Origin of the sequence: Faecalibacterium prausnitzii (assembly GCF_049532945.1) — a bacterium.
Taxonomy (GTDB): Bacteria; Bacillota; Clostridia; order Oscillospirales; family Ruminococcaceae; genus Faecalibacterium; species Faecalibacterium prausnitzii_N.
Window position 1 is genome coordinate 364,716 of the sequence record NZ_CP186691.1, and the last position, 26,875, is coordinate 391,590.

The following is a 26,875-nucleotide window of genomic DNA, read 5'->3' on the forward strand; positions in this document are numbered from 1 at the left end:
CTTACTCCTCAATGCCCAGCAGGGGACGCAGGCCCTCCACCGGGATGGTCTCGGCGCGCCAGCAGCCCAGACCCGGCACTTTGATAATGGTGATCTGGCCGCTCTGCGCCTTTTTGTCGTGCAGCATTTCAGCCAGCACCTTTTCCTTATCGTAAGTAGTGCGGGTGGGCAGGCCGAGGCGGCGGTACACCGCGCGCACCCGCTTCTGCAGTGCCTTGGATTCGATCATGGGCAGCATGCCCAGCGCCACGCACTCGCCGTGGTAAAGGCCCACGGTGCGGCGGCCCTTGATGCCCTTGACGGCCTCGATGCCGTGGCCGATGGTGTGGCCGAAGTTGAGGGCCTTGCGCATGCCCTGCTCAGTCTCGTCCTGCTCCACGATGTTCTTCTTGAACCGCAGGCTGCGGCAGATGATCTCGCCGATCTGGGCATCCACGTCGCCATTTTCAAAGATCGCGAACAGCTCGGGGTCTGCCAGCAGGCTTGCCTTGACGGCTTCTGCCAGACCGTTGATGAAGTGGCGGCGGGGCAGGGTGGAAAGGGTGTCCGGATCCACGATGACGAGCTTGGGCTGCCAGAAAGCGCCCACGATGTTTTTGGTATCGCCCAGATCCACGGCGGTCTTGCCGCCGATGGAGGAATCGATCATGGAAAGGGTGGTGGTGGGGCAGTTGATGAAGTCGATGCCCCGCATGTAGATGGAAGCGGCAAAACCGGCCAGATCGCCCACCACGCCGCCGCCCACGGCGATCACCAGATCGCCGCGGCCCATGCCGAATTCCAGCATCTGGCGCAGCACGGATTCCAGAATTTTAAAGCTCTTGCTGGCTTCGCCCTGCGGCACCGTGATGATGTGGGCATCCTTGCACTGGTCGGCTACCATCTGGGCGTACTGTGCGGGCACACCACTGTCGGTCACAACGGCCACACGGCGGTCCAGCCGGGCGAACTGGTACAGGTTTTCCAGCGAGCCGCTCTTGACGATGATGTCATAGCTGCGCTCGCCCAGATTCATGGTCAGCTTGGTTCCGATAAATTCACTCATTTGGTATACACTCCTAACAGCCGCACGGTACGGCAGGTGCGGTCAAGCTCACGCAGCAGCGCGGCGGTCTCGTCGGCGGTGGGGTCGCCCACCAGCTCCACGTAAAAATAATATTCAAAGGGCACATGAGGCATGGGCCGGCTCTTGATGGACTCCATATTGAAGCCGCTGGCACCGATGATCTGGATCACCTCGCCCAGCTTGCCGGGCTTGTTGTCCACCGTGAACAGCAGCGAGAACCGGTTGCCGCCGGTGGGCTTTTCGCGGCTGAGCACGATAAAGCGGGTGGTGTTGTCACCGTCGGTGTTGATGCTGGGCACCAGCACCTCCAGCCCGTACAGTGCCGCCGTCTCCACGCTTGCAATGGCCGCTTTGGAGGAGTCGCCGCTTTCAGCCACGAACTTTGCGGCCATGGCGGTGTTGGTCATGGCGGTGGCGGGCAGGCCGAACTGCCTTAAAAAGGTCTCGCTCTGGGCGATGGCCTGCTGGTGGCTGTACACATGCTTCAGCTCGCTCATTTGGGTGCCCGGCAGCACCAGAAGATTCTGGGAGATGGGCAGATCGTACACATCCACCACCCACAGCGCCGGATGGTTATAGCACAGATCCAGCACGGCGGAAACATCGCCCGCATGGCTGTTCTCAAAGGGAACGACGCCCCGGGCAGCATCGCCGTGTTCCACCGCGTCAAACACCTCGTCCCAGGTGGGGTAGCTCACAGCCTCGGCGTGGGGGAACAGCGCCCGGAGGGCAATGTGGGCAAAAGCGCCCTCCACGCCCTGATAGGCGGCGCGGTTTTGGCCCAGCACCACGGCTTCGTACTGCTTTGCCACGTCCATCAGGTTCTGCACGTGGTCTTTATAGTAGGGCCGCAGGGCCGGGTCCTGAATGCGCGCTTCGGCCTTGTCCAGCACCACGGCTTCCCGCGCGGCATCGAAGATCGGCAGGCCATGGGCTCTTTTGTATTCGGCCACCTGCAGCACGGCGGCCATCCGCCGCTCAAACAGCGCAGCCAGCTGGGCATCCACCGTGTCGATCTCCCGGCGGGCTTTGTCCAGTGCGTCCATGGGTTCACATCCTTTGTTTTCATGATACCGGAGATGATACGGAATGAGTATACCATAACCCGGACACAGAAACAACAAACCCCACACCGGTTCTGTGCGGAGTTTTTTTCAGATTTTGCTTTGGAAAAACGAAAGAATCTCATCTGCCATCGGGCGGATGAGACTCTTCTGTCGGGTCATTTTCGCAGGTCTTCCCGGCTCCGCGCCTTCCCGTAATACCGGCCATAGGGGTTGTCGAGGTCGGCGGCGCGGGGCGGGGCGCGTTTTGGCTCCGGGGGCGGCGGGGCGGGCAGGCGGCGGGGGGCACCGACCTCCCGCTTGATCAGGCGGAACCGCATGGCTCAGCCCTCTGCACTGGCGGTAGAAACAGCCCCGGCGGTCAGCGCCTGCCAGAACGCTTCGCCGCCCTTGAGGTTGTCGGCGGTGCCGGAGTTCCAGGCACCGCGCATCCCGACGTAGAACTGCGCCATGTATTCCTGGCTGTCGCCGCCCTGGGCGTGGGTGGTATCGGCCTGGTATTCACCGAGGTCCAGCCCGGTCAGGGCGGGGCAGTCGGTCCAGCGGTAGACCATGTTCCACCAGTCACTGTCTGCGTCGGACTGCGGCAGGCTGCCGTCGAGGTAGCGCAGGGTGCCGGTGCTCTCTTCAAAGCCCGCCGGGTCGTACAGCAGGAAGACCGCACTCAGACCGCCCTGCACATCGGCGGCCAGCTTGGTGGTGCCCGCCATGGTCAGGTAGGCTGCGCTCTCGGTCTGGGTCTCCTCGTCGGAATAGTCCAACGTATAGACGTTCAGGGTCACGACCACCTTGCCGTCGCCGTTCCGGTCTTCGCCGAATTGGGCAAGCTGGGTCTGGAGCGCGTTCACAGTATCCTCCGGCAGGTAGTAGGGGGCCACCACGGCCACATTGTAGTCGGCCTTGGTGGTAAAGAAATACTGCCCGATGAAGTTGTAGCCGAAGAACACCACGATGATGCCGATGATGATGACCCACTTGAGGTTATAATCCCACCAGTTGGCCCAGCGTTCTTTCCGAGTATACTGTTTTTCCCGGCGGGGTTTGAGGTCGCCGGGCTGGATGTCGCGTTCGTAACGGTAGCTTGCCATAGTTCTCCTTAAAGCTGTGCGAGGATGGTCTGGCGGACGGCTTCGGGCAGCTGCTTCTGCTCGGCCTTGCTCATGCCTGCAGTCCGGATGGGCGGCAGGATGCGGATGTGGATGGAACCGGGAGTCGCGCGGTTGCCGTGGGCCTCGAACAGGCCGCGGGCACCGGAGATGGCCACCGGAACCACCGGTGCGCCGGTCTTGACGGCAATGCGGAATGCACCGGCCTTGAACTCACCGGCACCGCCCTCTTCTCCCTTGTAGCGGGTGCCCTCCGGGAAAATGACGAAGCTCTTGCCGCTCTCCACAATGGCAGTGGCGTCGTTCAGGGCGCGCACGGATGCCCGCAGGTCGTCGCGCTGCACGAACACGCAGCCCAGCAGCTTCATCCAGCGGTTCAGCAGCGGGATCTTTTCCAGCTCTTCCTTGGCAAGGATGCCGTGGGGCTTATCCAGACTCGCCAGCAAAAGCGGGATGTCGTAGTAGCTGCGGTGGTTGCCCACGAACACGCAGGGGCCGTCCTTGGGGATGTTCTCCTGCCCTTCCACCACCAGCCGTGCGCCGGTTACCTTCAGGATGCCCCGGCTCCAGTGCGGGATATGCTTGTTGATGATCTGCTCCACGGTATCCATGTCCCCGGCGGCGAGGGCGCGCTCGGCCCGGCGGAGCACACCGTAGTGGACGATCATATAGCCAAACAGATATACAAACATCGCAATCGTGCGAAAAATGCTCATGATACGTTCCTCCTTCTGGCCTGAAAAGCCTGTTTCATTGTACCACACTTTGGGCGAAAATGGGAGCCGAAACACTTTTTTTACAAATGAAGGGCCGGATGGCTTGCAAAATTGACAAAATGCGGGTATATTTATAGAAAGAAAGGTAGCACAATGGGCAGTTCCTTTTCCTTCTGCCCCGCGGCACCGTGCCAAACCAGAAAGGGTTCGAAACAAAATGGGTCTTTTTCCTTCTGCAAATGATTTCCGCAAGGCCGGGCCGGGCGTCGAGAAGGACACCCCCCGCAAGACCGGCATAGGCCGCTTTTTTGAGCTTGTGGGCCGTGATATGAACGGCATGTTCCTTGCAAATCTGCTGGCCTGCATCGGCTTTCTGCCGGTGATCTGTCTGGTGTATGTCGGTTTTCTGATGAACAACCTCACCGTCATGGTGGTCAGCGCCATTGCGGGCGGCATTCTGGCCGGACCTGCGCTGGCTGGCATGTACGATACCGTGCTGCGTGCCCTGCGTGACGAAGCCGGTTACTGGTGGACCACCTACCGCCGCGCGTTCAAGCGGAACTTCAAAGCCGCCATCCTGCCCGGCATCGTCTACTGCACCGTCATCACCATCCAGATCTTCCTTGTGTATTTCTGCTTCAATATGCTGAGCAAGGGCACCAATGTGGGCGTGCCGCTGTGGGTGGCCACGGTGCTGAACCTGCTCATCTTCCAGATGCTGTTCGCCTATATGTGGCCGCAGGTGGTGCTGCTGGATCAGCCCTTCAGCCTGACCGTGAAAAACAGCATCAACTGCATGATCGCGTTCCTGCCCCACGCACTGGCGGCGGCCATCGTGCAGATCCTGTTCTGGGGCGTGGTGATCCTGTGCATGCCGCTGGGCCTGCTGCTCATGCTGATCTTCGGCTTCTGGTTCGTGACCGAAGTATCCTGCCAGATCATCTACGGCGACGTGAACCGCGTCTTCCACATCGAGGAGAGCCTCCAGAAACTGCACGACGCCGAGCTGGAAGCCGCCCTCCAAGAGGACTACGGCGAAGACGAGCCGGACGGCACCGAACACTGATCTTTCACCGATGCGCAAAGGAGAACCGTGCGATGGAACAACGGAATAATCTGGTTTTGCAGGGCACCGAGACCTTCTCCCGCGGGCAGCTGGACAATGTGGCACTGGACGGCGGTGCACTGGTGCTGGACAGCTCCGCCGGGCGGTATCTGCCCTACGGCAGCTACACCACGCCGGAATTTGCCATGCCGGCCTTCTGCAACCTGAATGTCAGCTGGAACGCCTTAGCGCCCCACAACACCATGGTGGAGGTGCGCTGCCGGGTATATGCCGGAGGAAACTGGACCGGCTGGATGAGCTTTGGCAAGTGGGCACCGGGCTACCCCCGCTGCAGCTGCAATTCCCAGAGTGACGACGGCATGATCTTCCTCATGGGCGATACTGTGACTGTGGCAACGCCCGGCGGCGGCACCGGCATCCAATTGCAGGTCAACCTCTCGACCAACGACGACAAATCCACCCCCGCCGTGCGGCTGCTGGCCGCCGCCGTCCGCCCCCTGACCTGGGAAAAACACGAGGGCCGGCCGCTGAACCGGCAGCTCTATCTGCCGGAATACTGCCTTTCCGCCCACGATCCCAGCTTTGGCCGGGAGATGGACCTGCCCCTCGTCATGGCGGCGCTGATGAACCGCTGGGGCGAGGACATCCTGCCCGAAGAGGTGGCCTACGCCATGGAGGACAACGCCACCCGGAGCACCGGCAACGCCGCCTTTGCGGCGGCTGCCGTGGGCTGCTGCGGCTTTCCCTGCTGGCAGGCCTGGATGGACCTGCAAGACCTGCGCACCCAGATCCACGACGACTGCCCCGTTGCCGTCCGGGTCGAGCGCCGCATCCGGGGCCAGCGTGACCCGGTGGGCATCTGGATGGGGCTGCGGGGCTTTGGCCACGACGACGCCGTGATGGCCGATTATGTCCTGCTCAACGACCCCACCGCCGACAGCGACGGCTCCGTCAACTGCACCATGGCGCTGTCGGATTTCCTGCGCTACTTCACAGGCCGGGCCATCGCCCTGCGGCGCAAGCCCAGAGATGCAGCCGCCGACCTGCCCAACCGCGTCCGCTGCGACCTGGCCCGCAGCGAGGATGGCCGCTGCTATTACTTCGAGCAGCGTGGCCAGCGCGACCCGCTGCCGGATGATTTCTCCGGCTGGACCGCCTACACCCTGCACGACGGCATCGCCCATGCCACCACGGCTCACCGAACGTTCCGCCGGATGGAGCGCACCCCGGACGGAGGCCTGTGCTTCCCGCCCGAACAGCTGGCCGCAGGCGGGCGGTGCAGCGTTTACGCCGTAGACCAGACCGGCCGGATGCGGGTCGCGGAAGTCCGCCTGCCCGCGCCGCCCAGACCCCCGGCAGCACCGCCTGCCGCACCTCAGAATGACCCCCAGAGCACCGGGCAGCCGGACCTCTAGGCCCGCTCTCGCCAAACGCTTTCCGGGGATAAAAACTGTTACATAGGAGGAACACATTATGGCAAAGACGATCATCACTTTGGGACGTGAATACTGCACGGGCGGCCGCTACATCGCTGAAGATGTGGCAAATGCGCTGGGCATCAAGCTTTACGACAAAGAGCTGATCACCATGGCAGCAAAGCACTCCGGTCTTTCGGAAGAAGCTGTTGCCGCCAGTGAAAAACGGCATACTCACAGCCTGCTGTACAGTCTGTACACCATGGGCAATGAGCTGCCGCTGGGCGATCAGGTGTTCATTCTTCAGAGCCGCATCATCAAGCAGCTGGCCGAGGAAGGCCCCTGCGTGATCCTGGGCCGCTGCGGCGACTATGTGCTGCGTGAGCGCAAGGATGTGCTGCGCGTCTTCATCTATGCGCCGGTGGAGTGGCGCCGTGAGCTGGCCAAGACCGACCCTCTGGTCAAGGCCAAGGACGAAAAGGGCATCAAGGACGAGGTGGAAAAGACCGACCGCAACCGTTCTGCCTACTACAACTACTACACCCAGAACCGCTGGGGTGATGCCCACAACTATGATCTGGCCATCAACGCTGCTCTGGGCCGCGAGACCTGCGTGAAGATGATCCTGGACGCAGCCGCTGCCAAGGAAAAGGCTGCGGAGAAGTAACCGCTCCGGGCTGCAAAGTCAAAAAACAATGATGTTGCGTGGGTAGGGTGCTTTTGCACCCTGCCCACGTTTCAAGCATAGAGAAAAAACGTCAAACGTCAAAAGGAGAAATCGTGGAAAACAAGCAGACCAATCCCCCCACCGCCCAGGAAAACATCATGGGCACCATGGCCATCAACCCGCTGCTCGTCAAGCTGAGCATCCCGATGATGGTCTCGATGCTGGTCCAGGCACTTTATAATGTCGTGGACTCCATCTTCGTCTCTCACGTCAGCGAAGGTGCGCTGACCGCCGTTTCGCTGGCCTTCTCGCTGCAGAACATGATGATCGCCGTCGGTGTCGGCACCGGCGTAGGCGTGAACGCCATGCTGTCCAAGAGCCTGGGTGAAAAAGACCAGGAGCGCGCCAACAAGACGGCCGAAAACGGCATCTTCCTGGCGCTGTGCAGCTTTGCTGCCTTTTTCATCATCGGCCTTACCTGCATGAAGCCCTATTTCTATGCACAGACCAGTGATGTGGAGATCGCCGAGCAGGGCATCCGCTACCTGACCGTCTGTTCCGTGTTCAGTCTGGGCCTTTTCACCCAGACCATGGGCGAAAAGCTGCTGGCCGCTACCGGCCGCACCCACCTGAGCATGATCAGTCAGCTGGTGGGTGCCGTGGTGAACATCATTCTGGACCCCATTTTCATCTTTGGCTACTGCGGTGAGGCCCTCAGTGGTACCACCGGCGCAGCTGTGGCAACGGTCATCGGCCAGTTCTGCGGTGCCGGTGCCGCCATCTTCTTCAACCTGAAGAAGAACCCCGACATCCAGATCCGCTGGCACGGCTTCCGCCCCAGTGCAGACGCCATCAAGCGCATCTATGTCGTCGGCCTGCCCAGCATTGCCATGCAGTGCGTGGGCAGCCTGATGACCTTTGGCATGAACCTGATCCTCATGAGCTTCTCGGCCACGGCAGTGGCGGTGTTCGGTGTGTACTTCAAGCTGCAGAGCTTCGTGTTCATGCCCATCTTTGGCTTGAACAACGGCATGGTGCCCATCATCAGCTACAACTACGGTGCCCGCAGACCGGACCGCGTGAAAAAAACCATCAAGCTGGCAGTCTGCTATGCCGAGTGCATCATGCTCATCGGCTTCTGCCTGTTCCAGTTTGCACCGGACAAGCTGCTGAGCTTCTTCGCTGCCAGCGACGCGATGCTAGCCATTGGCATCCCAGCCATGCGCATCATCTGCTTCCACTTCCTGCTGGCCGGCATGAGCATCATCCTGTCCTCCACATTCCAGGCACTGGGCAACGGTGTGTTCAGCCTGATCGTTTCGGTCTGCCGTCAGCTGTTCGTGCTGCTGCCGGCCGCATGGCTGCTGAGCCAGACCGGCAACGTCAACCTGGTGTGGTGGTCGTTCGTCATCGCCGAGCTGGTCAGCGTGACCCTGAGTTTTGTCTTCTTTGCCCGCCTGGACAAAAAGATCATCGAACCCATGTACAACAAAGCTCCTGCCATGCAGTGAGCGGAACCGGCATTCTCCAAATTGAGAAAGGAACGTGACTGTTTTATGGGAAAGAAGTTGAAATGGAATCTGGTCCTGATGAGCATCCTCTATCTGGGGCTGGGCATCTTCCTGCTGCTGGTGCCGGGCACCGCGATGAACATCGTCTGCTATGCGCTGGGCGGCGTGGTGCTGGCCTGCGCAGCGGTGCAGCTCGTCCGCTACTTTGCGGTGGAACGCGGTGTGTTCCAGAGCCAGCTCACCCTGATCTCCGGCATCATCTGTCTGGCATTGGGTGCGTTCCTGATCCTGCGCAGCGACATCGTGGTGAGTATCCTGCCCATCGTGTTCGGCCTGTTCGTGATCTTTGACAGTCTGGGCCGCATCCAGAACGCACTGGAGCTGCGCAAGTGCCAGTATCCCAGCTGGAAAGGCTTCCTGCTGCTGGCCGTGCTGAGCATCGTGCTGGGCATCGTCATGATCCTGAACCCCTTCGGCACCATGGAAACGCTGGTCATGGCCATTGGCATCATCCTGATCGTGGAGGGTTCCATCAACCTGCTCAGTGCGCTGTACACCGTCATCGCGGTGAAGCGGTTCCTGAAGCTGCACCCGGAGACTCAGTCCATGCTGGAATCCCTGACCGGTGAAGACCTGAACGGCGACGGCATCGTCGCCCCGGAGGTCGCCCATGCCGATGTGGAAGCCACTGCTGTCGAACTCGACCATGTGGACGAGAGCGCTGAGGTGGAGCAGGAAGACGACCCGTAAAACAAGCCCGCATAAACGCTCCCCATCGGGGGAACTGGCCGCAGCGCGGCCTGAGCGGTTTTTTATCAAATACAGCAAAGGATTACAGAACAATGGAAAAGTATGATCTGATTATTGTCGGTGCCGGCCCGGCTGGCATTTTTACCGCTGTGGAGCTGCTGCGCCACGGCAGCAAAAAGAAGATGCTGCTGGTGGAAAAGGGCAAGCCCGTGGAAAAGCGCCACTGCCCCAAAGCCGAAGTGGGCCACTGCGTCAACTGCCGCCCCACCTGCGCCATCACCACCGGCTTTTCCGGTGCAGGTGCCTTCTCGGATGGCAAGCTGAGCCTCTCCTATGAGGTGGGCGGCGACCTGCCCACCCTGATCGGAGAGGAGTTTGCACAGGAGCTTATCGACTACACCGACAAGATCTATCTTGAGTTCGGCGCAGACCCCCATGTGGAGGGCATCTACACCGGCGAGGAGATCAAGGAGATCCGCAAGAACGCCATCCATGCCGGCCTGAAGCTGGTGGACTGCCCGATCCGCCATCTGGGCACAGAAAAGGCGCAGCAGCTGTATCTGGCCATCCAGAACTATCTGGCCGACAACGGCGTGGAGATGCTGTTCAATACCGAGTGCGAGAACATCATCCTTGAGAACGAGGAGTGCAAGGGCGTACTGCTGAAGGACGGCGATCAGGTCCGGCCTGTGTATGCGGATACCGTGGTCATTGGCACCGGCCGCCGCGGTGCGGACTGGCTGGAAAAGATCTGCGCCGAGCACCACATCGCCCACAAGCCCGGCACCGTAGACATCGGTGTGCGCGTGGAGTGCCGCAACGAGGTCATGGAAAAGGTGAACAAGGTGCTGTATGAGTCCAAGCTCATCGGCTACCCCAAGCCCTGGAAGAACAAGGTGCGCACCTTCTGCCAGAACCCCGGCGGCTTTGTGGCGCAGGAAAACTACGACAACGACCTTGCCGTGGTCAACGGCCACAGCTTCAAGGAGAAAAAGAGCGAGAACACCAACCTTGCGATTCTGGTCTCCCACAACTTTACCGAGCCGTTCAACCAGCCCATTGCCTACGCCCAGAAGGTGGGCGAGCTGACCAACATGCTGGGCGCAGGCCACATCATGGTGCAGCGCTACGGCGACATTCTGGATGGCAAGCGCACCTGGCAGAAGGAGCTGGCCCAGTCCAACGTGAAGCCCACCCTGAAGGATGCCGTGGCAGGCGACATCACCGCCGCCATGCCCTACCGTGCCATGACCAACATCATTGAGTTCATCAAGATGCTGGATATGGTGGTGCCCGGCTTTGCCGCCAACGAGACCCTGCTGTACAGCCCGGAGCTGAAGTTCTACTCCAACAAGGTGAAGATGGACGAGAACCTTGACACCAACATCAAGGGCCTGCACTGTCTGGGCGACTCCTCCGGCTGGACCCGCGGCCTGATGATGGCTTCGGTCATGGGCGTGCTCATGGGCCGCAAGCTGGCCGAAAAGGAAGGCTGCTAAAAACAAGCATCAACAAAAAAATCCCGGCACCGCAAGGTGTCGGGATTTTTTAGGTTTGAAATTCAGCCCTCAATGAGCTCCACAGTCTTCATCTTGACCGGGGTGGTGGGCTTATCGTTCCAGTCGGTGCGGACAGCTGCGATCTTATCCACAACATCCATGCCTGCAACCACCTTGCCAAAGGCAGCGTACTGGCCGTCCAGATGAGGTGCATCCTGATGCATGATGAAGAACTGGCTGCCGGCGCTGTTGGGGTTCATGGCGCGTGCCATGCTGATCACGCCGCGGGTGTGCTTGAGCGGATTGTTCACGCCGTTTGCAGCAAACTCGCCCTTGATGTTCCAGCCGGGGCCGCCGGTGCCGTTGCCCAGCGGGCAGCCGCCCTGGATCATAAAGCCGGGGATCACGCGGTGGAAGGTCAGGCCGTTGTAAAAGCCCTCGCTGACCAGCTTCTTGAAATTCTCACAGGTGATAGGAGCGGCTTCTTCGTTCAGCTCGATATCGATGATGCCGCCGTCTTCCATAGTAATGCGAACCATACTGTTCCAATGCTCCTTTATCTTGGCCCCTCAGCGGGGCATTTGCGGCAGAAGTTCTGCCAGAATCCTCTTATAGTATACCATACCTTTTGGCTTGTGCAACGGCACAGTTGCAACGTTTTTGTAAATTCAGGCCGGATTTTTATGATTTCCCGTCAAAAAGGGCCGGGAACGCTTGTTGACAAACCACCAGCCGTCGTCTATAATAAAGATAAAGAAGGCGCTGGTCCGCAAAACGGCTAGCCCCTCACCTTATTATCACAAGAAAAATGACCGTTCAGGTTTGGAAGCATGAGGCGGTCATTTTTTCTTGTCTTTGTCGCTGTGAGAAATCGTCCACGTGATCTGAAACGTACCGAAAATCGCTCCGCCGAGAAGGCCAAGCAGAAGCACGACCTGTTCAAACGTCATGGGATATCCCCCCTTTCGCTTTTTGCGTCGGGGGAAGCGAAGCTACAAGAGAAAATCGCCTTGCCCGGCGCGCCTAGGTGCCGGTAAGGAACAGCCGCCTGCGTTTTGGGACACAGCGCCTTCAATACCGCCGTTCGGCGGTATTTTTATTTTATCACAGCATTCGGCACAATACAAGAAGTTCCGCGCTGCTTCACAGTTCCTCCCGCAGCTCCGTCAGATCGGCCCAAAAGCGCTTGGGGCAGTGGGTCATGCGGCATTTTTCGTTGTGGCGGGCCTTGATCTCCAGCGTCTGGTAGAACTGCTTCCACAATGCCTGAAACTGCTGCTCCCGCTCGCTGGGCGGCGGCAGCTCCAGCGGTGCAGCCAGCTCCAGCAGCTGCGGCCGGTGATCCCGATACAGCAGCACAGCCTGATGCACCGCATCGTAGATCATAAAGTTCTCTTCCGGGAACCGTCCGCAGAAATGGGGCCGCAGCAGCGGCAGGATGTAGTTTTTGGGGTGGATGACGGCGCCCAGCATCCCGTCGTGCTCCTCAAACCGCACAAAGCCCTGAAACTTGTCCACTTCCCAGTCAAGGCTTTTCTTCATCTCATACAGCGGGGCCACGTCCGGGTGGCCGGTGCGCTTTACGGTGCCGGGGCCGAGGGCGAAGGCCAGATGCAGAAAGCGGATGAGCAGCAGCTCTTTGTCCTCCCGTCCGGAGAGGAAATCCCGGCTGACGAGGTACTCTGTCTCGGGGCCAAGCTTTCTGCCAAAGCTGGCAAACACCCGCTGAGCCTTGGCGTGGTCGGTGGGGATGTCCTTGACCGGGTACAGGGTGGAAGTTTCCCGCTGGGGTGTCCACACCGCAAAGGGGATTTCGTGCTGGGCAAAGCTCTCGAATACGCAGCACAGAAAGCCCTCAAAGCTGCTGTCGTAGAGGTAAACGACTGCGGCATCGTGGAGCTTGCGGGCGGGGTTCACAGCGCTCTGGCCAGACATTGCACTGCCTCCTCCCGCACCAGCTTCTGGGCCGCGTGGGGCGGCACTCCCTGTGCCACCAGCTTGTCCACGGCGGGCGGCGAGAACAGGCTCAGCTGCTCCACGCCGCCGCTGAAAACGTTCGGGTCGATGAGGGCGCTCGTGATCCGCTCCCGGCCCGCGCTGCCCCGCCCCGGATGTGCTCCGGCAAAGCCCCGGCAGGTGATGAAATACTGTGCCCGCTTGAGCACCACGCCCATGCGCTTCAGCTCATCCAGCCCCAGCGAGGCCTGTTTCCGGGCATGCCAGATGCGCCGGGCGCTTTTGGGGCCGATGCCCGGCACACGCAGCAGCATTTCAAAGGGCGCGCGGTTCACATCTACCGGAAAAAGCCCGTAGTGCTGCACGGCCCAGTTGCATTTTGGGTCGAGGTAGGGGTTGAAGCTCTGGTTGGCTTCATCCAGAATTTCGTCTGCCTTGAACTGGTAAAACCGCAGCAGCCAGTCAGCCTGATATAGCCGGTGCTCCCGCAAAAGCGGGGGTTTGGTGTCCAGCGCAGGCAGGCGGGTGTCCTCGGCTACCGGGATGTAGGCGGAGTAGAACACCCGTTTCAGACTGTACTTCCGGTACATGCCCTCAGTGAGCTTTAAAATGTGGTAGTCTGTCTCCGGCGAAGCGCCTACGATCATCTGGGTGCTCTGCCCGGCGGGCGCGAACCGGGGCGCTTTGCGGTAGAGGGTCAGTTCCTCCCGGTTGGCGGCTCCCTCCACTGCAATCTGCTTCATGGGCCGGAAAATGGAGTGCCGCCCTTTGTCCGGGGCCAGCAGGTTCAGGCTCTGCTCACTGGGCAGCTCCACATTCACGCTCAGGCGGTCGGCCAGATATCCCAGCTGCTGCAACAGTTCCGGGCTTGTGCCGGGGATGGCCTTGGCGTGGATGTACCCGCCGAAATGGTATTCGTTTCGCAACAGGCGCAGGGTCTTGAGCATCCGTTCGGTGGTGTAGTCCGGCGTGCCCAGCACTGCGCTGGAAAGGAACAACCCTTCAATGTAGTTGCGGCGGTAAAACTCCACAGTCAGCTCAGCCAATTCCCGGGGCGTGAAGGTGGCACGGGGAATATCGTTGGACTTGCGGTTGACGCAATAGCTGCAGTCGAAGGCACAGCAGTTGGTCATGAGCACCTTTAAAAGGCTTACACAGCGGCCGTCGGCGGTAAAGGCGTGGCAGCAGCCCGGTGCATAGCAGCTGCCCATGCTGCCCGCCTTTGCCGCGCGGGACGCTCCGCTGGAGGTGCAGGCAACATCATATTTGGCGCTGTCGGCCAGAATGGTAAGCTTGTCCATCAGGGTCTGTTCCATGCCGCACCTCCGTTCGTTTATCAAAAAAGGCTGCCGCATCCTTGCAGCAGCCTTTTCAGCGCAAATTGGTTACCACTTCGCCTTGGTCTCCACCACGCGGCCGGCGATGTGCAAATGATTCAGGTCCTCGCCCTTGATGACCATTTCGCTGTAGGCCGGGTTGAAGGGCTGCAGCACCACGCAGTTGCCGCGCTGGATATAGCGCTTCAGGGTGCCCTCGCCCTCATCGCCGTAGATCAGCACGCCAAGGTCGCCGTTTTCCAGTGTGTCCTGCTTGTGCACAAGGGCAAGGTCGCCGTCCTGAATGCGGGGCTCCATGCTGTCGCCGCGCACCACCAGATAAAAATAGTTGGAGGGGTCCTTCACACGGGCATACTCCTGACCGTAGTCCTCCTCAAAGGCGAGGGCACCGTAACCGGCCTTTACCGTGCCGATCACCGGGATCAGGCTGTACACATAGCTGCCGAAGAAGCGCTCCTCGGTCTGGCCTTCGCTGGCGGGATCGAACAGGCCCAGCAGGTAGTCTGCGGTGGTATCCAGGATCTCGGCAAGCTTGGCCACCGTGGCAGGGTCCGGGGAGCTTTTCCCGCTCTCCCATTTGCCCACTGCCTGCTGGGTAACGCCCAAAAGTGACGCAAGTTCCGCCTGGCTCATATGCTTTTGCTTGCGGCATTGCCGTAACAGCTCCGGAAACGACATCGTTCAACACTCCTCTGTTCTCGTCCGTCGGGTTTGTTTCTTGCTGTTTTTATTATACAACAAAAGGCTGTGCAAGTAAAGAGAAAGTTTTGTTTTGGCTCGAAAAAAAGTTGTCGCAAAATCATTTTTGGTCCGCATCGTGGAGAAATTTTCAATTTGGGGTTGACAGCAGGCTGGAAATCTGGTAAATTAAATAGGCATTCGACACGGCGTAAGGCGGATGTCCACAAGGAGAGATGTCCGAGTGGTTTAAGGAAGCAGTCTTGAAAACTGCCGTACGGCAACGTACCGTGGGTTCGAATCCCACTCTCTCCGCCATTTTTTATTGAATAAGTGTAACACACTTTGCTCTGGAGTAGTACTCAAGAGGTCGAAGAGGCGCCCCTGCTAAGGGCGTAGGTCGTCTAAACAACGGCGCGAGGGTTCAAATCCCTCCTACTCCGCCAAGAAAAAGCTCGATGATCCTTTGAGTTCATCGGGCTTTTTCCATTGTCGGGCACAAAAAAGCAGCCGCTCCGGGGCTTCCGGGGCGGCTGTATTTTCATGCCAGGAGCAGATTCGTCACCAGCGCCAGCAGCGTCAGGTGTACGGGATAGAACCCGTAGAACGCCCATTTGGCCCACTGCGGGCAGCGGCCGCGCTCACCGTTGTAGAACCAGACCAGCACAAAGGCCAGCGGGGCCGTGATCTCAAACAGCATCATCCCCGCGCCGATGATGCACTGATACCTCCGGTCGTTCCGGGTCAGGTACAGCGCCACGATGAGCGCGACGCCAATGGCCCCATAGTCTGTCCCCGCCAGCTGGGCCACCACTGCGCAGGCCAGCGCTGCGAGACGGCCTGTCCAGGCCGCATTGCCGTCGGCATCCTCGGATTTTTGCAGCAGCGCCATAGCCAGCACGCCCAGCGCCAGCGTCCAGTAAACGTTCTGATTGCCCCAATGGAACGGCGTCTTGAAGAAAGCCATGTCAAAAGGCACCTCGCTCAGAAGGCCGAACAGCAGAAGCCGCCGGACGTATTTTTTTACATCGTGGGTGTGCAGAAAGCCCTCCACGGCCAGAAAGCAGAAGATGGGAAAGGCCAGCCGCCCGATGAGCCGCAGCACCCGATCCAGTTGCAGGATCTGCGGCGGCGTCCGGTATGCGACCCCATAGGTCGCCTCGATGCAGGAAGCGCCGATGTGATCAATGAGCATGGTGATGCAGGCAGCGAGCTTGAGCGCCGTTCCGCTCAGGCCCGGCCGGGTCTGTGTCTGAAGTGTTTCCATTCAATTTCCCTCATTTCGATCGTTTGCACCGTGTCTTGTTTCGTTCTTTTGTTTTATACGATCTCTCTTCTCCAAATCCTGCATCCGATTTGACAAAATCCGCCTGCCGTGCCCAGAAATCGGCCCGAAAATGCTTGACAGAAAAGGCGCGGGATAGTACAATCAAGAAGATAATTGAACTATCTCAAATGAAAGATGAAAAAGATTCACAGAGAATCGGGCGTCTCCGAACCAGTAAAAACGGAAGGAGGCTTTGGGCATGACGCTTTTTTCCTACGAGATTTTTGATGCCGTGGCCCGGCAGGGCAGCTTCAACAAGGCGGCACAGCAGCTGCACCTGACCCCATCGGCCATCAGTCACGCCATTGCCGTAATGGAGGAGGAGCTGGGCTTTGCTCTGTTCAACCGCGGCAAAAACGGCGTATCCATGACCAGCTACGGTGCCTCGCTCTATCCGTCCATCCGGGCCGTCCTGAACAGCGACGAGGCCCTCAAGCAGAGCATCGCCCGCCTGAACGGCCTGGAAAAGGGCAAGGTGAAGCTGGGCGCTTTCAACTCCGTCTGTGCCGGGCTGCTGCCCGACATCCTCAAGGGCTTCATGGCCCAGTTCCCGCAGATCGAGATCGAGGTGTATCAGGGCACCTACGACGATGTGAAGGAATGGCTGCGAACCGGTCAGGTGGATATCGCGTTCCTTTCCTCCACCTGCCGTGAAGAGTTCAACCTCACCGAGCTGTTCCGCGAGCCGCTGCTGTGCATCACCCCCATGGACTGGCCCGAACCGCCCCGCGGCGTGATGACGCCGGAGCTGATGAACGGCCAAAGCTTCGTTGTGCAGTGCGATGCCACCGATGCTGAGATGCGCCAGTTCCTGAAAAAATATAAGATCGGCACCGAGCGCCGCTGCCATGTCATCGACGACCAGTCCAACATCGCCATGGTGGAAGCAGGTCTGGGCATTTCCATCATGCCGCAGATGCTGCTGCGCGACTGCAAGGCTGCGATCAAAATCTATCCCATCGAGCCAGAGGAAGACCGTGTGGTGGGCCTGGCTGTGCAGCGCCCCGCCGCAATGGCCCCGGCAGTGGAACAGATGTTCCACCACATCGTCGAGTACTGCCAGCACCTCGACTGAATCTCATGATAACACACCGCGGGGCGGCTGCAAAATGCAGCTGCCCCGTTGATTTTTGATGCCGGGATGCGATATACTAGAGCAAAAGGAGAATTTGTTTATGCGTGAAGTGATTCAACTGACCTTTGATCCAGCGGCTTCCTGCCTTACTGACAACATCCATTATCCATGCAGTCTTCCCCAGTTTGATTTCCAACGTCTTTTCGTCCCTTCAGCATTCAATTCCTTCACCGCACAGTCTAACAATACTTCTCTTGCAATTTTGGGGGACAGCCTTACAACACTCAGACAAATGAAGGACAATTCTGTAAACCTGATCTTTGCAGATGCCCCTTATAATATCGGAAAAGATTTTGGCAACAATCAAGACAAATGGGACTCTATTTCCAATTATATTACATGGTGTAAAAGTTGGATCGATGAATGTATGCGCGTTCTTTCAGATAATGGGACCATGTACTTTATGACCGCTACACAGCACATGCCCTACCTCGATGTATATGTATCTGAGCATTATCACGTTCTGTGCCGAATCATATGGAGCTATGACAGCTCCGGCGTTCAGTCAAAGAAAATGTTTGGTTCTCTATATGAACCAATTTTAATGATAACAAAAAACATAAAATCGCACTATACGTTTAATTCTGAAGAAATTTTGGTTTCTGCCAAGACCGGAGCCGAACGCAAACTGATTGATTATCGAAAAGATCCACCCGCTCCATACAGCAGCCAAAAAGTTCCTGGAAATGTATGGAATTTTAACCGCGTTCGATTCAAAATGAGTGAGTACGAAAATCACCCCACCCAAAAGCCTGAAGCATTATTGGAACGAATCATCAAAGCTTCTTCCAATCCAGGAGATGTAGTCCTCGACCCCTTTGCCGGGTCCTTTACGACTTCGGCGGTTGCTTCACGGTTGGGACGAATCAATATCGGAATCGATATCAATGAAGAATATTTCAAGATTGGTCTCAGACGAGTTGGGATAACAGATTCCTACAACGGAAAACCACTTGTAAAAGAAAAGAAGCGAAAAACAACGGCAAAATCAAAATATGTTAGAGGTGATACGATTGCAAATCTCTGAGGACTTTGTCCGTGTAATTTTACAAAGTAATTTTCACGAAAGCTATCAAAGAGTATATGACCAGAGCTTTTTGATCCAATATCTTGACTCCAAGATGCGCGCAGTACACCGAAACAGCAAATCACGTCGAAGTTTTGCCAATATCTATGCAGTTTATGCAATCCTCCATTTTTACCAGCGCGATTATTATCAGAATCCAGATGCTTATCGTCGTTTTCTAGGTTATGACTACACACAACTTTTAACTTTTTGTCGAAGTCTATACGGCGGAAGCAAGCTTCAGAATCATGCCCTCAACTCTCGTGTAAATGGTGAATTTCGCAACAAGTTTCCCTCTGCGCTCAATGACCTTATCATTTCAAACAACGGAAAATATCTCCTTCATATTGACTATTTGTATGTAGGTTCTTTTGATATTAGCAGAATCTGCTGTGAGATCATCGAACGATATATCCAGTTGATTTCTGCCAAGGACCATGAACTTGCACAGATCCTAGAGCATCTACAGTCCCTTACCGACATTTCCAGCAAAAAAGCCCATCTTCGTGAGCTTCTTCATGAGGAAACCGAGGCGCGGATTTTTGAGATCATAAGCTATTCTATTCTGAAAAATCACTATAAAAATACAAAAGTTTACTTTGGATACTCCCCAGATGCTTTAATCGAAGCGTCTCTCCAGCTTTATAAAACCGGACGTACCAACGCCAATGATGGTGGTATTGATTTCGTAATGCGTCCCCTCGGACGCTTTTTTCAGGTCACGGAAGTAGATAATTATGATAAGTATCTCCTTGACATTGATAAAGTTCTTCATTTCCCGGTTACATTTGTAATCAAAACCACAAAATCCAAGGACTGCGTATTGAATCAACTCGACGAATACATTTCTCGTCGATCCGGCGGAATGATCGTTATAGAAAATCATTATCGCAAAGCGATTGAGGAAATTATTACAATCAACGAACTTCTTCTATGGATTGATGAACTCAATGATATGGATGTCACTGACCTCATCCGTGATATCGATATTTGTTATCGTCTTGAAATGAATCTGGATATTCCAAACGCTGAAATTTAGTATTCTGGGAGGGAAGGGGACGACATCGTATGAAGCGACGGGATTTTTGCAAGGCGCTGGGGCTTTCGGCTGTCGGCGGGCTGCTGCTCCCGGCTGGCTCTGCCGCTGCGGCGCAGCCGGTGGGCCATGCCGTGCCGGACGGCACCTATCCGCTGCCGTTTCTCAGCATCCTGAGCAATCTGGATATCACCCACGATTTCTACTACTCCGAGAGCCTGTTCGACCACCCGGCTACCGAGTACGACCACCAGCTGGCCTTCGTGACGCTGGGCATGGTCATGGCTGCGTTCACTGCGGCCGTCAGCATCCCGCAGTACTGGGTCAACGGCTCTGTGGGCCGCGAGGCGAACCTCGCTGCAGCCTATGAGCTGCTGGGCTTCGGGGATGCCCGTTTCTACAACTACGATATCGACACTGGCAAGGCCGGGGATTACGTGGGCTACTCGCTGGCACGGAAGCGCTACCTCCACAACGGCAAAACGCGCACCCTCGTAGCCCTGATGCTGCGGGGCGGCGGCTATGGCGGCGAGTGGGCCAGCAACGTCCACACCGGCTCCACCAGCGCCCACTACGGCTTCACGACGCCGGTGGCCGCCGTGTTTGCCTCCCTCAAGGCCTATCTGGCGCAGATCGCACAGGAGGGAGACCCCGGTGAGCTCAAGCTCTGGCTGGGCGGCTACAGCCGCGGAGCCATCATCGCGAACCTCCTTGCCGCCAAGGCGCTGAACGCCCTGCCGCAGCTGGAAAAGGCCAACTGCTTTGTCTACACCTTTGCCACCCCTGCGGCCCTGACCGCTGCCGACCAGCCGGACATGCAGCTGGATTTCGACAACAACCACAAGGCCGACGGCTCGCTGCGCGTCACCTGGGGCGAGAGCAATATCTTCAACATCATTTCCAGCGGCGACCTCGTCACCCGTGTGCTCCCCTCCGACTGGGGCTACCACCGCAACGGAAACGACCGCTTTCTGCCCGCCACCCGGAACCGGACCGAGCTGGCCGACCTCGACGCTCTGGGCGCTTCCTACGGGCCGGTGCCGCTGGAGATCAGCAGCCTTGCCACCGCCGAGGACGCCACTGCCGTCATCCGCGCGGTCGAGAACTTCTGCGGCAGCAAGGAAATCTTCCACGAAAAGTTCGAACCCGCCATCATGGACATGCTGCAATGCGCCTTCATCCGCACCGAAGACGAAGCGCTCTACGGCAAGATCCTGTCCGACGAGGAGATCGTCCTCCGGCTGCAGAGCCTTTCCAACATGCACCAGTTCGATTTCTGGACCATCGCCCGCAGCGTCTGGGCCGCCTCCAGAATGAGCCGCCCCATTCTGGAGCGGTTCGGCCAGAACGTGCCCCTGCTGGCCCAGCAGATCATCATCCCGGTGCTGGCCGTCGGCCTGTGCTACGGCATCGAGTCCAACATCGTCCGGATCATGGCGCAGTACATCGTCAAGCTCGTCTCGATGCGGGGCGAACTGGACAGCGTCCTCCGCGCCGCCTACTGCCACGAGGGCGAAAATTATCTGGCCCTCATGGAATACTACACCCCGAAGAGCACGGCATGGTGCCCTTCACCCGCATCTGAACCCAGCAAAAAGCGCCTGTCAGCATCTGCCGACAGGCGCTTTGCATTTGCAGTTCTTCTTACAGCATTTCGTGGGCAGTCTTGCAGATGGTGGCAGCATCCAGACCGTAGAACTTCAGCAGGTCCCATGCCGGGCCGGAGCAGCCGAACACGTCCTGCACGCCTACGCGGCGCACAGGGGTGGGCAGCTTTTCGCTCAGCACGGCACAGACGGCCTCGCCCAGACCGCCGATGACGTTGTGCTCCTCGGCGGTGATGACCTTGCCGCACTCCTTTGCAGCCTTGAGGACGATCTCCTCGTCCAGAGGCTTGATGGTGTGGATGTTGATGACCCGGGCGTGGATGCCCTCAGCGGCCAGCTGCTCCGCAGCCATACGGGCTTCGTTGACCATCAGGCCGGTGGCGATGATGGCAATGTCGCTGCCCTCGGTGATCTGCTCGCCCTTGCCGATCTCGAAGTGATAGTTCTCGGCATCGTGGAACACAGGCACAGCCAAACGGCCAAAGCGCAGATAGACGGGGCCCTGCATCGCATATGCGGCGCGGACGGCTGCGCGGGCCTCCACATCGTCGGCGGGGCAGATCACGGTCATGCCGGGGATGCTGCGCATGAGGGCAAAGTCCTCGCAGCACTGATGGGAAGCGCCGTCCTCGCCCACCGAGATGCCGCCGTGGGTGGCACCGATCTTCACGTTCAGGTGTGGATAGCCAATGGAGTTGCGCACCTGCTCAAAGGCACGGCCGGCGGCGAACATGGCAAAGCTGGAAACAAAGGGCACGTAGCCCATGGTGGACAGGCCCGCAGCCACGCCCATCATGTTTTCCTCGGCAATGCCGCAGTCAAAATGACGATCCGGGTAAGCCTTGCGGAACATACCGGTCTTGGTGGCAGCAGCAAGGTCTGCGTCCAGCACCACCAGATCTTCGTGGCCTTCGGCGGCCAGCTCCTTCAGGGTGTTGCCGTAGCTTTCACGGGTAGCGATCTTCTTCACATCTGCCATCTTAGTTTTCCTCCTGCTCCAGCGCGGCGTATGCGGCGTTCAGTTCCTCAATTGCGATCTTGTACTCGTCATCGTTGGGGCCCTTGCCGTGCCAGTCAACGGCGTTCTCCATAAAGGAGACGCCCTTGCCCTTGATGGTATCCAGCAGGATGCAGGTGGGCTTCTCGCTCTCTGCGTGGAAGGCTGCGATGGCCTTCTCGATCTGGTCGTAGTCGTGGCCGTCGATGGTGACGACATTGAAGTTGAAGGCCTTCAGCTTCTCTTCCAGCGGGGCGCTGTTCATCACGGTCTCGGTGGTGCCGTCGATCTGCAGATGGTTGCGGTCCAGCACAACGCACAGGTTGGAAAGGCCGTAGTGTGCGGCAAACATGAAGGCTTCCCAGCACTCGCCCTCTTCCACCTCGCCGTCGCCCAGGATGGTGTAGACGTTGATGGGCTTACCGGCGTGCTTGGCACCCAGTGCCATGCCGCAGGCGGCAGACACGCCCTGACCCAGACTGCCGGTGGACATATCCACGCCCGGGGTCTCGTTCATGTTGGGGTGGCCCTGCAGATAGCTGCCGATCTTACGCAGGGTCTTAAGGTCTTCCACCGGGAAATAGCCGCGCTCTGCCAGCGCTGCATACAGTGCCGGTGCTGCATGGCCCTTGGACAGCACCAGACGGTCGCGGTCCGGGTCCTTCGGAGCCTTCGGATCGACGTTCATCTCTACAAAATAGAGGTAGCTCAGCAGCTCGGCGATATCCAGACTGCCGCCCGGATGGCCGCACTTTGCGCTGTGCGTGCCCTCGATCACGCCCATGCGGATGTGGCAGGCGTGCTTGGCCAGAGTAAGTTTTTCTGCATTTGTCATGATGGTCCTCCCGTATGAACCTCAGCGTTTGCATCGGAATGTCTGCGCAGCGGGCTGTTGCACCCCAATACGCTATTTTTCAAGTTTATATTAGCTATTCTATGCAAAAAGGTCAAGCTTCTTTCGTCAAAATGTACATCAATTAGCAAAAATCCGCTCAATTGCTTCCGTTTTTGTGGAAATTGCAAGGCTTCCTTCCATCTTGACAGCGTTCGCCGCATCTGCTATATTTTTCACAGATTCCGGCACGAAGCCGGGCACCGGGCTGAAGCCCGGCTTCATTTTTTCATTGCAGATTGTTGAACGGACACCATGAAGGGGTCTGCCTTTGGCGAGGAACGCCGGGGCAGGCCCTTTTTTTGTCTGCCCAGAGGAGGAACCATTCATGAACACCAAGACCCACTCTCCCGCACGGGATCTCGTTCTGGCCGCGCTGTTTCTGGCGCTGGCCTTTGTGCTGCCCATGATCACCGGCCATGTGCCGCAGGTGGGCAACATGCTGTGCCCGATGCACTTTCCCATTCTGCTGTGCGGCTTTGTGCTGGGCGGCCCATGGGGCCTTGCCGTGGGCTTCATTGCTCCGCTGGTGCGGTCGGTGCTGTTCGGCATGCCGCCGATGTTCCCCATCGCCATTGCCATGGCCTTTGAGCTGGCCGCCTACGGCGCTGTGGCAGGCTGGATGTACAAAAAAGTCCGGCACACGCTGCCCATGATGTATGCCGCCCTCGTCACCGCCATGGTGGCAGGCCGTTTGGTCTGGGGTGCGGTACGCTTTGTGCTGGCCGGCCTGACCGGTTCCAGCTTCCCGTTCAGCGCGTTTTTGTCCGGTGCGCTGCTCACCGCCATCCCCGGCATCATCGCCCAGCTCATCCTCATCCCGCTCATCCTGACCGCCCTGCAAAAAGCAAACTTCATCGACTGATCCATTCCCGGACGCAAAAAGGGGAGCTCCTGCAAGCCAAATGGCTGCGGGGCTCCCCTTTGTTCTATCATCAAAGCGTTTTGCTTTTTTATCTGCTCAAAAGTTCGTGTTCCACTTTCCCACAGGAACCAGAACTTTTCATTAGCCAGCGTAGAAATCGATGCCAGCGTTGACGGAGCAAACCTCGCCGATGATCTGAGCGATCTTCTTCAGAACCTTCATAATTTTCATCTCCTTTTCCTCTTGGGATGGCCATATTATGCCATCTATTTATGAAGAAAAGCAGAACGAACTATGAACATTCTATGAATTTATAGTTGCATTTTTTACGTTTTTTCGTTCATTGTTCCGCGTTCACAAAAGGTTTTTCCTCTGCGCGAAACTTCTTGTATACATTGACGAGCACATGGCCGTTCCATTATTCTGGAGCTAAAAAGCCTGCGATCCGTCCCAGACCCATGCAGCAAAAACGGCCTCCCTGCCAGAACAGCAGGGAGGCCGATGTGCATTTTCGTTTTACTTTTTTCCGCCCAGGAACTCCGGCAGGGACTTGCCCTGCTTGCGCCACTGATGGTACTCGGCGGTGGCAGCGAACTCCACGTCACCGGCAGAGTTCAGGGCAGTCTCAACAGAGTCCTGCACCACGCCGATGATGAAGCCGACACCCACCATCTGCATGGCGACATCGTTGGAGATGCCGAACAGGGAGCAGGCCATGGGGATCAGCAGCAGGGAACCGCCGGCCACGCCGGAAGCACCGCAGGCACCCAGTGCCGACATGACCGACAGCAGGATGGCTGCAGGCAGAGACACCTGAATGCCCAAGGTGTTAGCAGCGGCCAGCGTCATGATGGTGATGGTGATGGCGGCACCGTCCATGTTGATGGTGGCGCCCAGCGGGATGGAGACGGAGTACATATCCTTGTCCAGACCCAGCTTTTCGCACAGGGCCATGTTCACGGGGATGTTGGCGGCGGAGCTGCGGGTGAAGAAGGCGGTCAGGCCAGACTCACGCAGGCAGCGGAACACCAGCGGATAGGGATTGCAGTGCAGATACAGGAAGATGATGAACGGCGAGACCACCAATGCCATGAACAGCATGGTGCCCACCAGCAGGGCCAGCAGCTTGCCGTACTGGGTAAAGATGGCAAGGCCGTTGCCGGAAACATTGGTGTAGACCAGGCCCATGATACCGAAGGGTGCCAGATTGATGATCCAGCGCACGATCTGGGAGACCGCATCGGCGGTGTTTGCCATAAAGGTCTTGGTGGTGTCAGAGCCGATCTTCTTCATAGCCACGCCGAACATGCAGGCCCAGAACAGGATGCCGATGTAGTTGCCGCTCATGATGGCACTGACGGGGTTTGCCACAAAGTTGGTGAGCAGAGTGCCCATCACTTCGCCCAGACCCTGCGGCACCACGTCCGACTGGGCAGCGTCTGCCAGAACGATGGTCTGCGGAAACAGAAAGCTCGTGACGACCGCAATGGCCGCAGCCAGAAAGGTGGTGAGCATGTACAGCCAGATGACCGTGCCGAAGCGGCGGTCCAGCTTGGAAGAGCCCTGTGCCAGAGCACTTGCCACGATCACGAACACCAGCACCGGGGCGATGCCCTTCAGTGCGCCAACGAACAGGTTGCCCAGTTCACCCACCCAGCCTGCACCGGGGGCCACCAGAGCCAGCACCACGCCGACGAGCAGGCCCACCAGAATGCGCAGGATGAGGCTGGCGGCATTGTATTTTGCCACGAGAGCCTTCAGCGTTTTCATATTCAAACACTCCTCTTTCCACTCATTGTGCGCCCATCGCGCACAGATTTTCCCATTCCTCTACACGGAACATGTGTAATTATAGTCTCTGGCTCCCAAAAAGTCAACGATTTCGCCCACTTTTTTCGGTTTTTCATCTACCCATCTCCAAGCACGAAGTTTTTTATCGTCCTTGCACGGAATACAATTCGACAGAAAAAGACCTCCTCCCGCCTGAAAACAGACGGGAGGAGGTCCGTTTTTTCACAGTTCAGCCGAGATACTGCACCTTGCCGGGGACGAAGCCCTGGATGCCGAGGCCGGGCGCGTCAGAGACGGTGATGTTCTTTTCGTCAAAGACGGCACCGCCGAGGATGGGGTCCTCACTGCACAGCACGGGGCCGTCGAGGTCGATCCGGGTGATGATCTTTTTGGCGCAGGCCAGCTCCACGGCAGCGTTGACCGAGATCTTGGCTTCCAGCATACAGCCGATCATGCACTCCACGCCGTACACCTCTGCCGCCGCCGCGATCCGCAGCGCGTTGGTGATGCCGCCGCACTTCATCAGCTTGATGTTCACGAGGTCTGCGGCTCCCATCTGCATGATGGTCAGTGCGTCCTGCGGGGAGAACACGCTCTCGTCGGCCAGCACCGGGACGTCTGCGTGGCGGGTGACGTACTGCATCCCCTCCAGGTCTGCCGCCGGGACGGGCTGCTCCACGAACTCGATGTCCAGCCCCTTGTCCTGCATCTGGTTCAGGATGCGCACGGCTTCCTTGGGGGTCCAGCCCTGATTTGCGTCGATGCGGATGCAGACCTCGCTGCCCACCGCCTCGCGGACTGCGGCCAGCCGGGCCACATCCAGTTCCGGGTCGATGCCGACCTTGACCTTCAGGCAGTCGTAGCCGCGGTCGATGGCGTTCAGGGCATCGCGCACCATCTCTTCGGGGTCGTTGACGCTGATGGTGATGTCGGTGACGATGTTCTTCCGGGCACCGCCCAGCATCCGGTAGACCGGGGCGTTGTACTTCTGGCCCAGCAGGTCCCACAGGGCCATATCCACAGCAGCCTTGGCGCTGGTGTTGTGGACGAGGGCTTTCTGCACGGCAGCGGTCAGGTCCTCGAACTCGTCGATGTCATGGCCGAGGATGGCCGGGGCGATGTGGTCCTGAATGGCACCGATGATGGCACCGGTGGTGTCGCCGGTGATCACACCGGTGGGAGGTGCCTCACCGTAGCCCACGGCACCGGTGTCGGTGTGGAGCTCCACGATGACGTCCTCGACGCTGTTGACGGTGCGCAGTGCCGTTTTGAACGGCACCCGCAGCGGGGTGGAAATGCGGCCCAGCCGCACCTGCGTGATCTTCATA

General features: G+C 58.3%; 25 protein-coding genes, 2 tRNA genes and 1 pseudogene. 13 read left to right on the plus strand and 15 right to left on the minus strand.

All coding sequences use genetic code 11. The features are described from left to right. Position 1 precedes the first annotated feature (1 nt). The 5 genes from aroB to ACNQFG_RS01765 all read right to left on the minus strand — a co-directional run bounded on the left by aroB (position 2) and on the right by ACNQFG_RS01765 (position 3,952). On the minus strand, positions 2 to 1,045 hold the full coding sequence (gene aroB / locus ACNQFG_RS01745; protein WP_294648761.1) for a 3-dehydroquinate synthase: 1,044 nt from the start codon (positions 1,043 to 1,045) through the stop codon (positions 2 to 4). After that, complete coding sequence (locus ACNQFG_RS01750; RefSeq protein WP_423405788.1) at positions 1,042 to 2,112, minus strand: bifunctional chorismate mutase/prephenate dehydratase; 1,071 nt, start codon at positions 2,110 to 2,112, stop codon at positions 1,042 to 1,044. The genes aroB and ACNQFG_RS01750 overlap by 4 nt, the downstream gene beginning before the upstream one ends. Positions 2,113 to 2,288: 176 nt before the next feature. After that, positions 2,289 to 2,450 carry a hypothetical protein gene (locus tag ACNQFG_RS01755; RefSeq protein ID WP_423405789.1) on the minus strand — a complete coding sequence of 54 codons (162 nt, stop codon included), beginning with the start codon at positions 2,448 to 2,450 and terminating at the stop codon, positions 2,289 to 2,291. A gap of 3 nt (positions 2,451 to 2,453) precedes the next feature. Next, positions 2,454 to 3,218, minus strand: coding sequence for a hypothetical protein (locus ACNQFG_RS01760; RefSeq protein ID WP_423405790.1), 765 nt, complete (start codon positions 3,216 to 3,218; stop codon positions 2,454 to 2,456). A gap of 8 nt (positions 3,219 to 3,226) precedes the next feature. After that, complete coding sequence (locus ACNQFG_RS01765; RefSeq protein WP_423405791.1) at positions 3,227 to 3,952, minus strand: lysophospholipid acyltransferase family protein; 726 nt, start codon at positions 3,950 to 3,952, stop codon at positions 3,227 to 3,229. Positions 3,953 to 4,169: 217 nt separating this feature from the next. On the opposite strand from ACNQFG_RS01765, the gene ACNQFG_RS01770 reads away from it, so the two are divergent. The 6 genes from ACNQFG_RS01770 (at position 4,170) to ACNQFG_RS01795 (ending at position 10,860) form a co-directional block, all read left to right on the plus strand. Further along, positions 4,170 to 5,018 (plus strand): DUF624 domain-containing protein, encoded by an 849-nt coding sequence (locus ACNQFG_RS01770; RefSeq protein ID WP_423405792.1) that lies wholly within the window; start codon positions 4,170 to 4,172, stop codon positions 5,016 to 5,018. Positions 5,019 to 5,050: 32 nt separating this feature from the next. After that, positions 5,051 to 6,433: a hypothetical protein gene (locus ACNQFG_RS01775; protein ID WP_423405793.1), complete on the plus strand. Its 1,383-nt coding sequence runs from the start codon at positions 5,051 to 5,053 to the stop codon at positions 6,431 to 6,433. Between the two features lie 58 nt (positions 6,434 to 6,491). Then, positions 6,492 to 7,100, plus strand: coding sequence for an AAA family ATPase (locus ACNQFG_RS01780; protein ID WP_423405794.1), 609 nt, complete (start codon positions 6,492 to 6,494; stop codon positions 7,098 to 7,100). Between the two features lie 113 nt (positions 7,101 to 7,213). Then, positions 7,214 to 8,611 (plus strand): MATE family efflux transporter, encoded by a 1,398-nt coding sequence (locus tag ACNQFG_RS01785; protein WP_423405795.1) that lies wholly within the window; start codon positions 7,214 to 7,216, stop codon positions 8,609 to 8,611. 45 nt (positions 8,612 to 8,656) lie between these two features. Next, positions 8,657 to 9,361 carry an HdeD family acid-resistance protein gene (locus tag ACNQFG_RS01790; RefSeq protein WP_423405796.1) on the plus strand — a complete coding sequence of 235 codons (705 nt, stop codon included), beginning with the start codon at positions 8,657 to 8,659 and terminating at the stop codon, positions 9,359 to 9,361. Between the two features lie 92 nt (positions 9,362 to 9,453). Beyond that, a complete protein-coding gene (locus ACNQFG_RS01795) occupies positions 9,454 to 10,860 on the plus strand; it encodes an NAD(P)/FAD-dependent oxidoreductase (RefSeq protein WP_118527713.1) in 1,407 nt (468 codons plus the stop codon). Positions 10,861 to 10,922: 62 nt separating this feature from the next. On the opposite strand, the gene ACNQFG_RS01800 is transcribed toward ACNQFG_RS01795, so the two are convergent. From ACNQFG_RS01800 to ACNQFG_RS01815, 4 genes are all read right to left on the minus strand, one after another. After that, complete coding sequence (locus ACNQFG_RS01800; protein ID WP_005943496.1) at positions 10,923 to 11,399, minus strand: peptidylprolyl isomerase; 477 nt, start codon at positions 11,397 to 11,399, stop codon at positions 10,923 to 10,925. Between the two features lie 604 nt (positions 11,400 to 12,003). Beyond that, positions 12,004 to 12,795: a TIGR03915 family putative DNA repair protein gene (locus ACNQFG_RS01805; RefSeq protein ID WP_423405797.1), complete on the minus strand. Its 792-nt coding sequence runs from the start codon at positions 12,793 to 12,795 to the stop codon at positions 12,004 to 12,006. Then, on the minus strand, positions 12,774 to 14,132 hold the full coding sequence (locus ACNQFG_RS01810) for a putative DNA modification/repair radical SAM protein (protein ID WP_423405798.1): 1,359 nt from the start codon (positions 14,130 to 14,132) through the stop codon (positions 12,774 to 12,776). Before ACNQFG_RS01810 ends, ACNQFG_RS01805 begins: the two co-directional genes overlap by 22 nt. Before the next feature lie 69 nt (positions 14,133 to 14,201). Then, the gene (locus tag ACNQFG_RS01815; protein ID WP_423405799.1) at positions 14,202 to 14,831 is read right to left on the minus strand and encodes a LexA family protein; all 630 of its coding nucleotides are present in this window, start codon (positions 14,829 to 14,831) and stop codon (positions 14,202 to 14,204) included. 230 nt (positions 14,832 to 15,061) lie between these two features. On the opposite strand from ACNQFG_RS01815, the gene ACNQFG_RS01820 reads away from it, so the two are divergent. Together ACNQFG_RS01820 and ACNQFG_RS01825 are read left to right on the plus strand one after the other, a co-directional pair. Continuing rightward, positions 15,062 to 15,149, plus strand: a tRNA-Ser gene (locus ACNQFG_RS01820). Between the two features lie 34 nt (positions 15,150 to 15,183). After that, positions 15,184 to 15,277 (plus strand) — tRNA-Ser (locus tag ACNQFG_RS01825). Positions 15,278 to 15,372: 95 nt separating this feature from the next. Here ACNQFG_RS01825 and ACNQFG_RS01830 read toward each other — a convergent pair. Continuing rightward, positions 15,373 to 16,098, minus strand: coding sequence for a TraX family protein (locus ACNQFG_RS01830; RefSeq protein ID WP_423405800.1), 726 nt, complete (start codon positions 16,096 to 16,098; stop codon positions 15,373 to 15,375). A 259-nt stretch (positions 16,099 to 16,357) separates the two neighbouring features. Between ACNQFG_RS01830 and ACNQFG_RS01835 the strand changes: the two genes are divergently transcribed. The 4 genes and pseudogenes from ACNQFG_RS01835 to ACNQFG_RS01850 all read left to right on the plus strand — a co-directional run. Further along, the gene (locus ACNQFG_RS01835; RefSeq protein ID WP_423405801.1) at positions 16,358 to 17,233 is read left to right on the plus strand and encodes a LysR family transcriptional regulator; all 876 of its coding nucleotides are present in this window, start codon (positions 16,358 to 16,360) and stop codon (positions 17,231 to 17,233) included. 100 nt (positions 17,234 to 17,333) lie between these two features. Further along, on the plus strand, positions 17,334 to 18,320 hold the full coding sequence (yhdJ, locus tag ACNQFG_RS01840; protein ID WP_423405802.1) for an adenine-specific DNA-methyltransferase: 987 nt from the start codon (positions 17,334 to 17,336) through the stop codon (positions 18,318 to 18,320). After that, positions 18,289 to 19,398, plus strand: a complete 1,110-nt coding sequence (locus ACNQFG_RS01845) for a hypothetical protein (RefSeq protein ID WP_423405803.1) — start codon at positions 18,289 to 18,291, stop codon at positions 19,396 to 19,398. The genes yhdJ and ACNQFG_RS01845 overlap by 32 nt, the downstream gene beginning before the upstream one ends. A gap of 500 nt (positions 19,399 to 19,898) precedes the next feature. Continuing rightward, positions 19,899 to 20,267 (plus strand): annotated as a pseudogene (locus ACNQFG_RS01850) (lipase family protein); the annotation flags it as partial. 772 nt (positions 20,268 to 21,039) lie between these two features. Here the strand turns inward: ACNQFG_RS01850 and ACNQFG_RS01855 are convergent. The 3 genes from ACNQFG_RS01855 to ACNQFG_RS01865 all read right to left on the minus strand — a co-directional run bounded on the left by ACNQFG_RS01855 (position 21,040) and on the right by ACNQFG_RS01865 (position 23,230). Beyond that, positions 21,040 to 21,981 carry a transketolase family protein gene (locus tag ACNQFG_RS01855; protein WP_423405804.1) on the minus strand — a complete coding sequence of 314 codons (942 nt, stop codon included), beginning with the start codon at positions 21,979 to 21,981 and terminating at the stop codon, positions 21,040 to 21,042. A 1-nt stretch (position 21,982) separates the two neighbouring features. Further along, a complete protein-coding gene (locus tag ACNQFG_RS01860; RefSeq protein WP_423405805.1) occupies positions 21,983 to 22,834 on the minus strand; it encodes a transketolase in 852 nt (283 codons plus the stop codon). A gap of 138 nt (positions 22,835 to 22,972) precedes the next feature. Continuing rightward, entirely contained in the window at positions 22,973 to 23,230 is a 258-nt protein-coding gene (locus tag ACNQFG_RS01865) for a hypothetical protein (protein ID WP_423405806.1), read from the minus strand. On the opposite strand from ACNQFG_RS01865, the gene ACNQFG_RS01870 reads away from it, so the two are divergent. Next, positions 23,220 to 23,756, plus strand: coding sequence for an ECF transporter S component (locus tag ACNQFG_RS01870; RefSeq protein ID WP_423405807.1), 537 nt, complete (start codon positions 23,220 to 23,222; stop codon positions 23,754 to 23,756). The two genes, ACNQFG_RS01865 and ACNQFG_RS01870, sit on opposite strands and share 11 nt — an antisense overlap. A 516-nt stretch (positions 23,757 to 24,272) precedes the next feature. On the opposite strand, the gene sstT is transcribed toward ACNQFG_RS01870, so the two are convergent. After that, positions 24,273 to 25,517 carry a serine/threonine transporter SstT gene (sstT, locus tag ACNQFG_RS01875; RefSeq protein ID WP_423406536.1) on the minus strand — a complete coding sequence of 415 codons (1,245 nt, stop codon included), beginning with the start codon at positions 25,515 to 25,517 and terminating at the stop codon, positions 24,273 to 24,275. 259 nt (positions 25,518 to 25,776) lie between these two features. Further along, the gene (locus tag ACNQFG_RS01880) at positions 25,777 to 26,874 is read right to left on the minus strand and encodes a dipeptide epimerase (protein ID WP_423405808.1); all 1,098 of its coding nucleotides are present in this window, start codon (positions 26,872 to 26,874) and stop codon (positions 25,777 to 25,779) included. Position 26,875 lies beyond the last annotated feature (1 nt).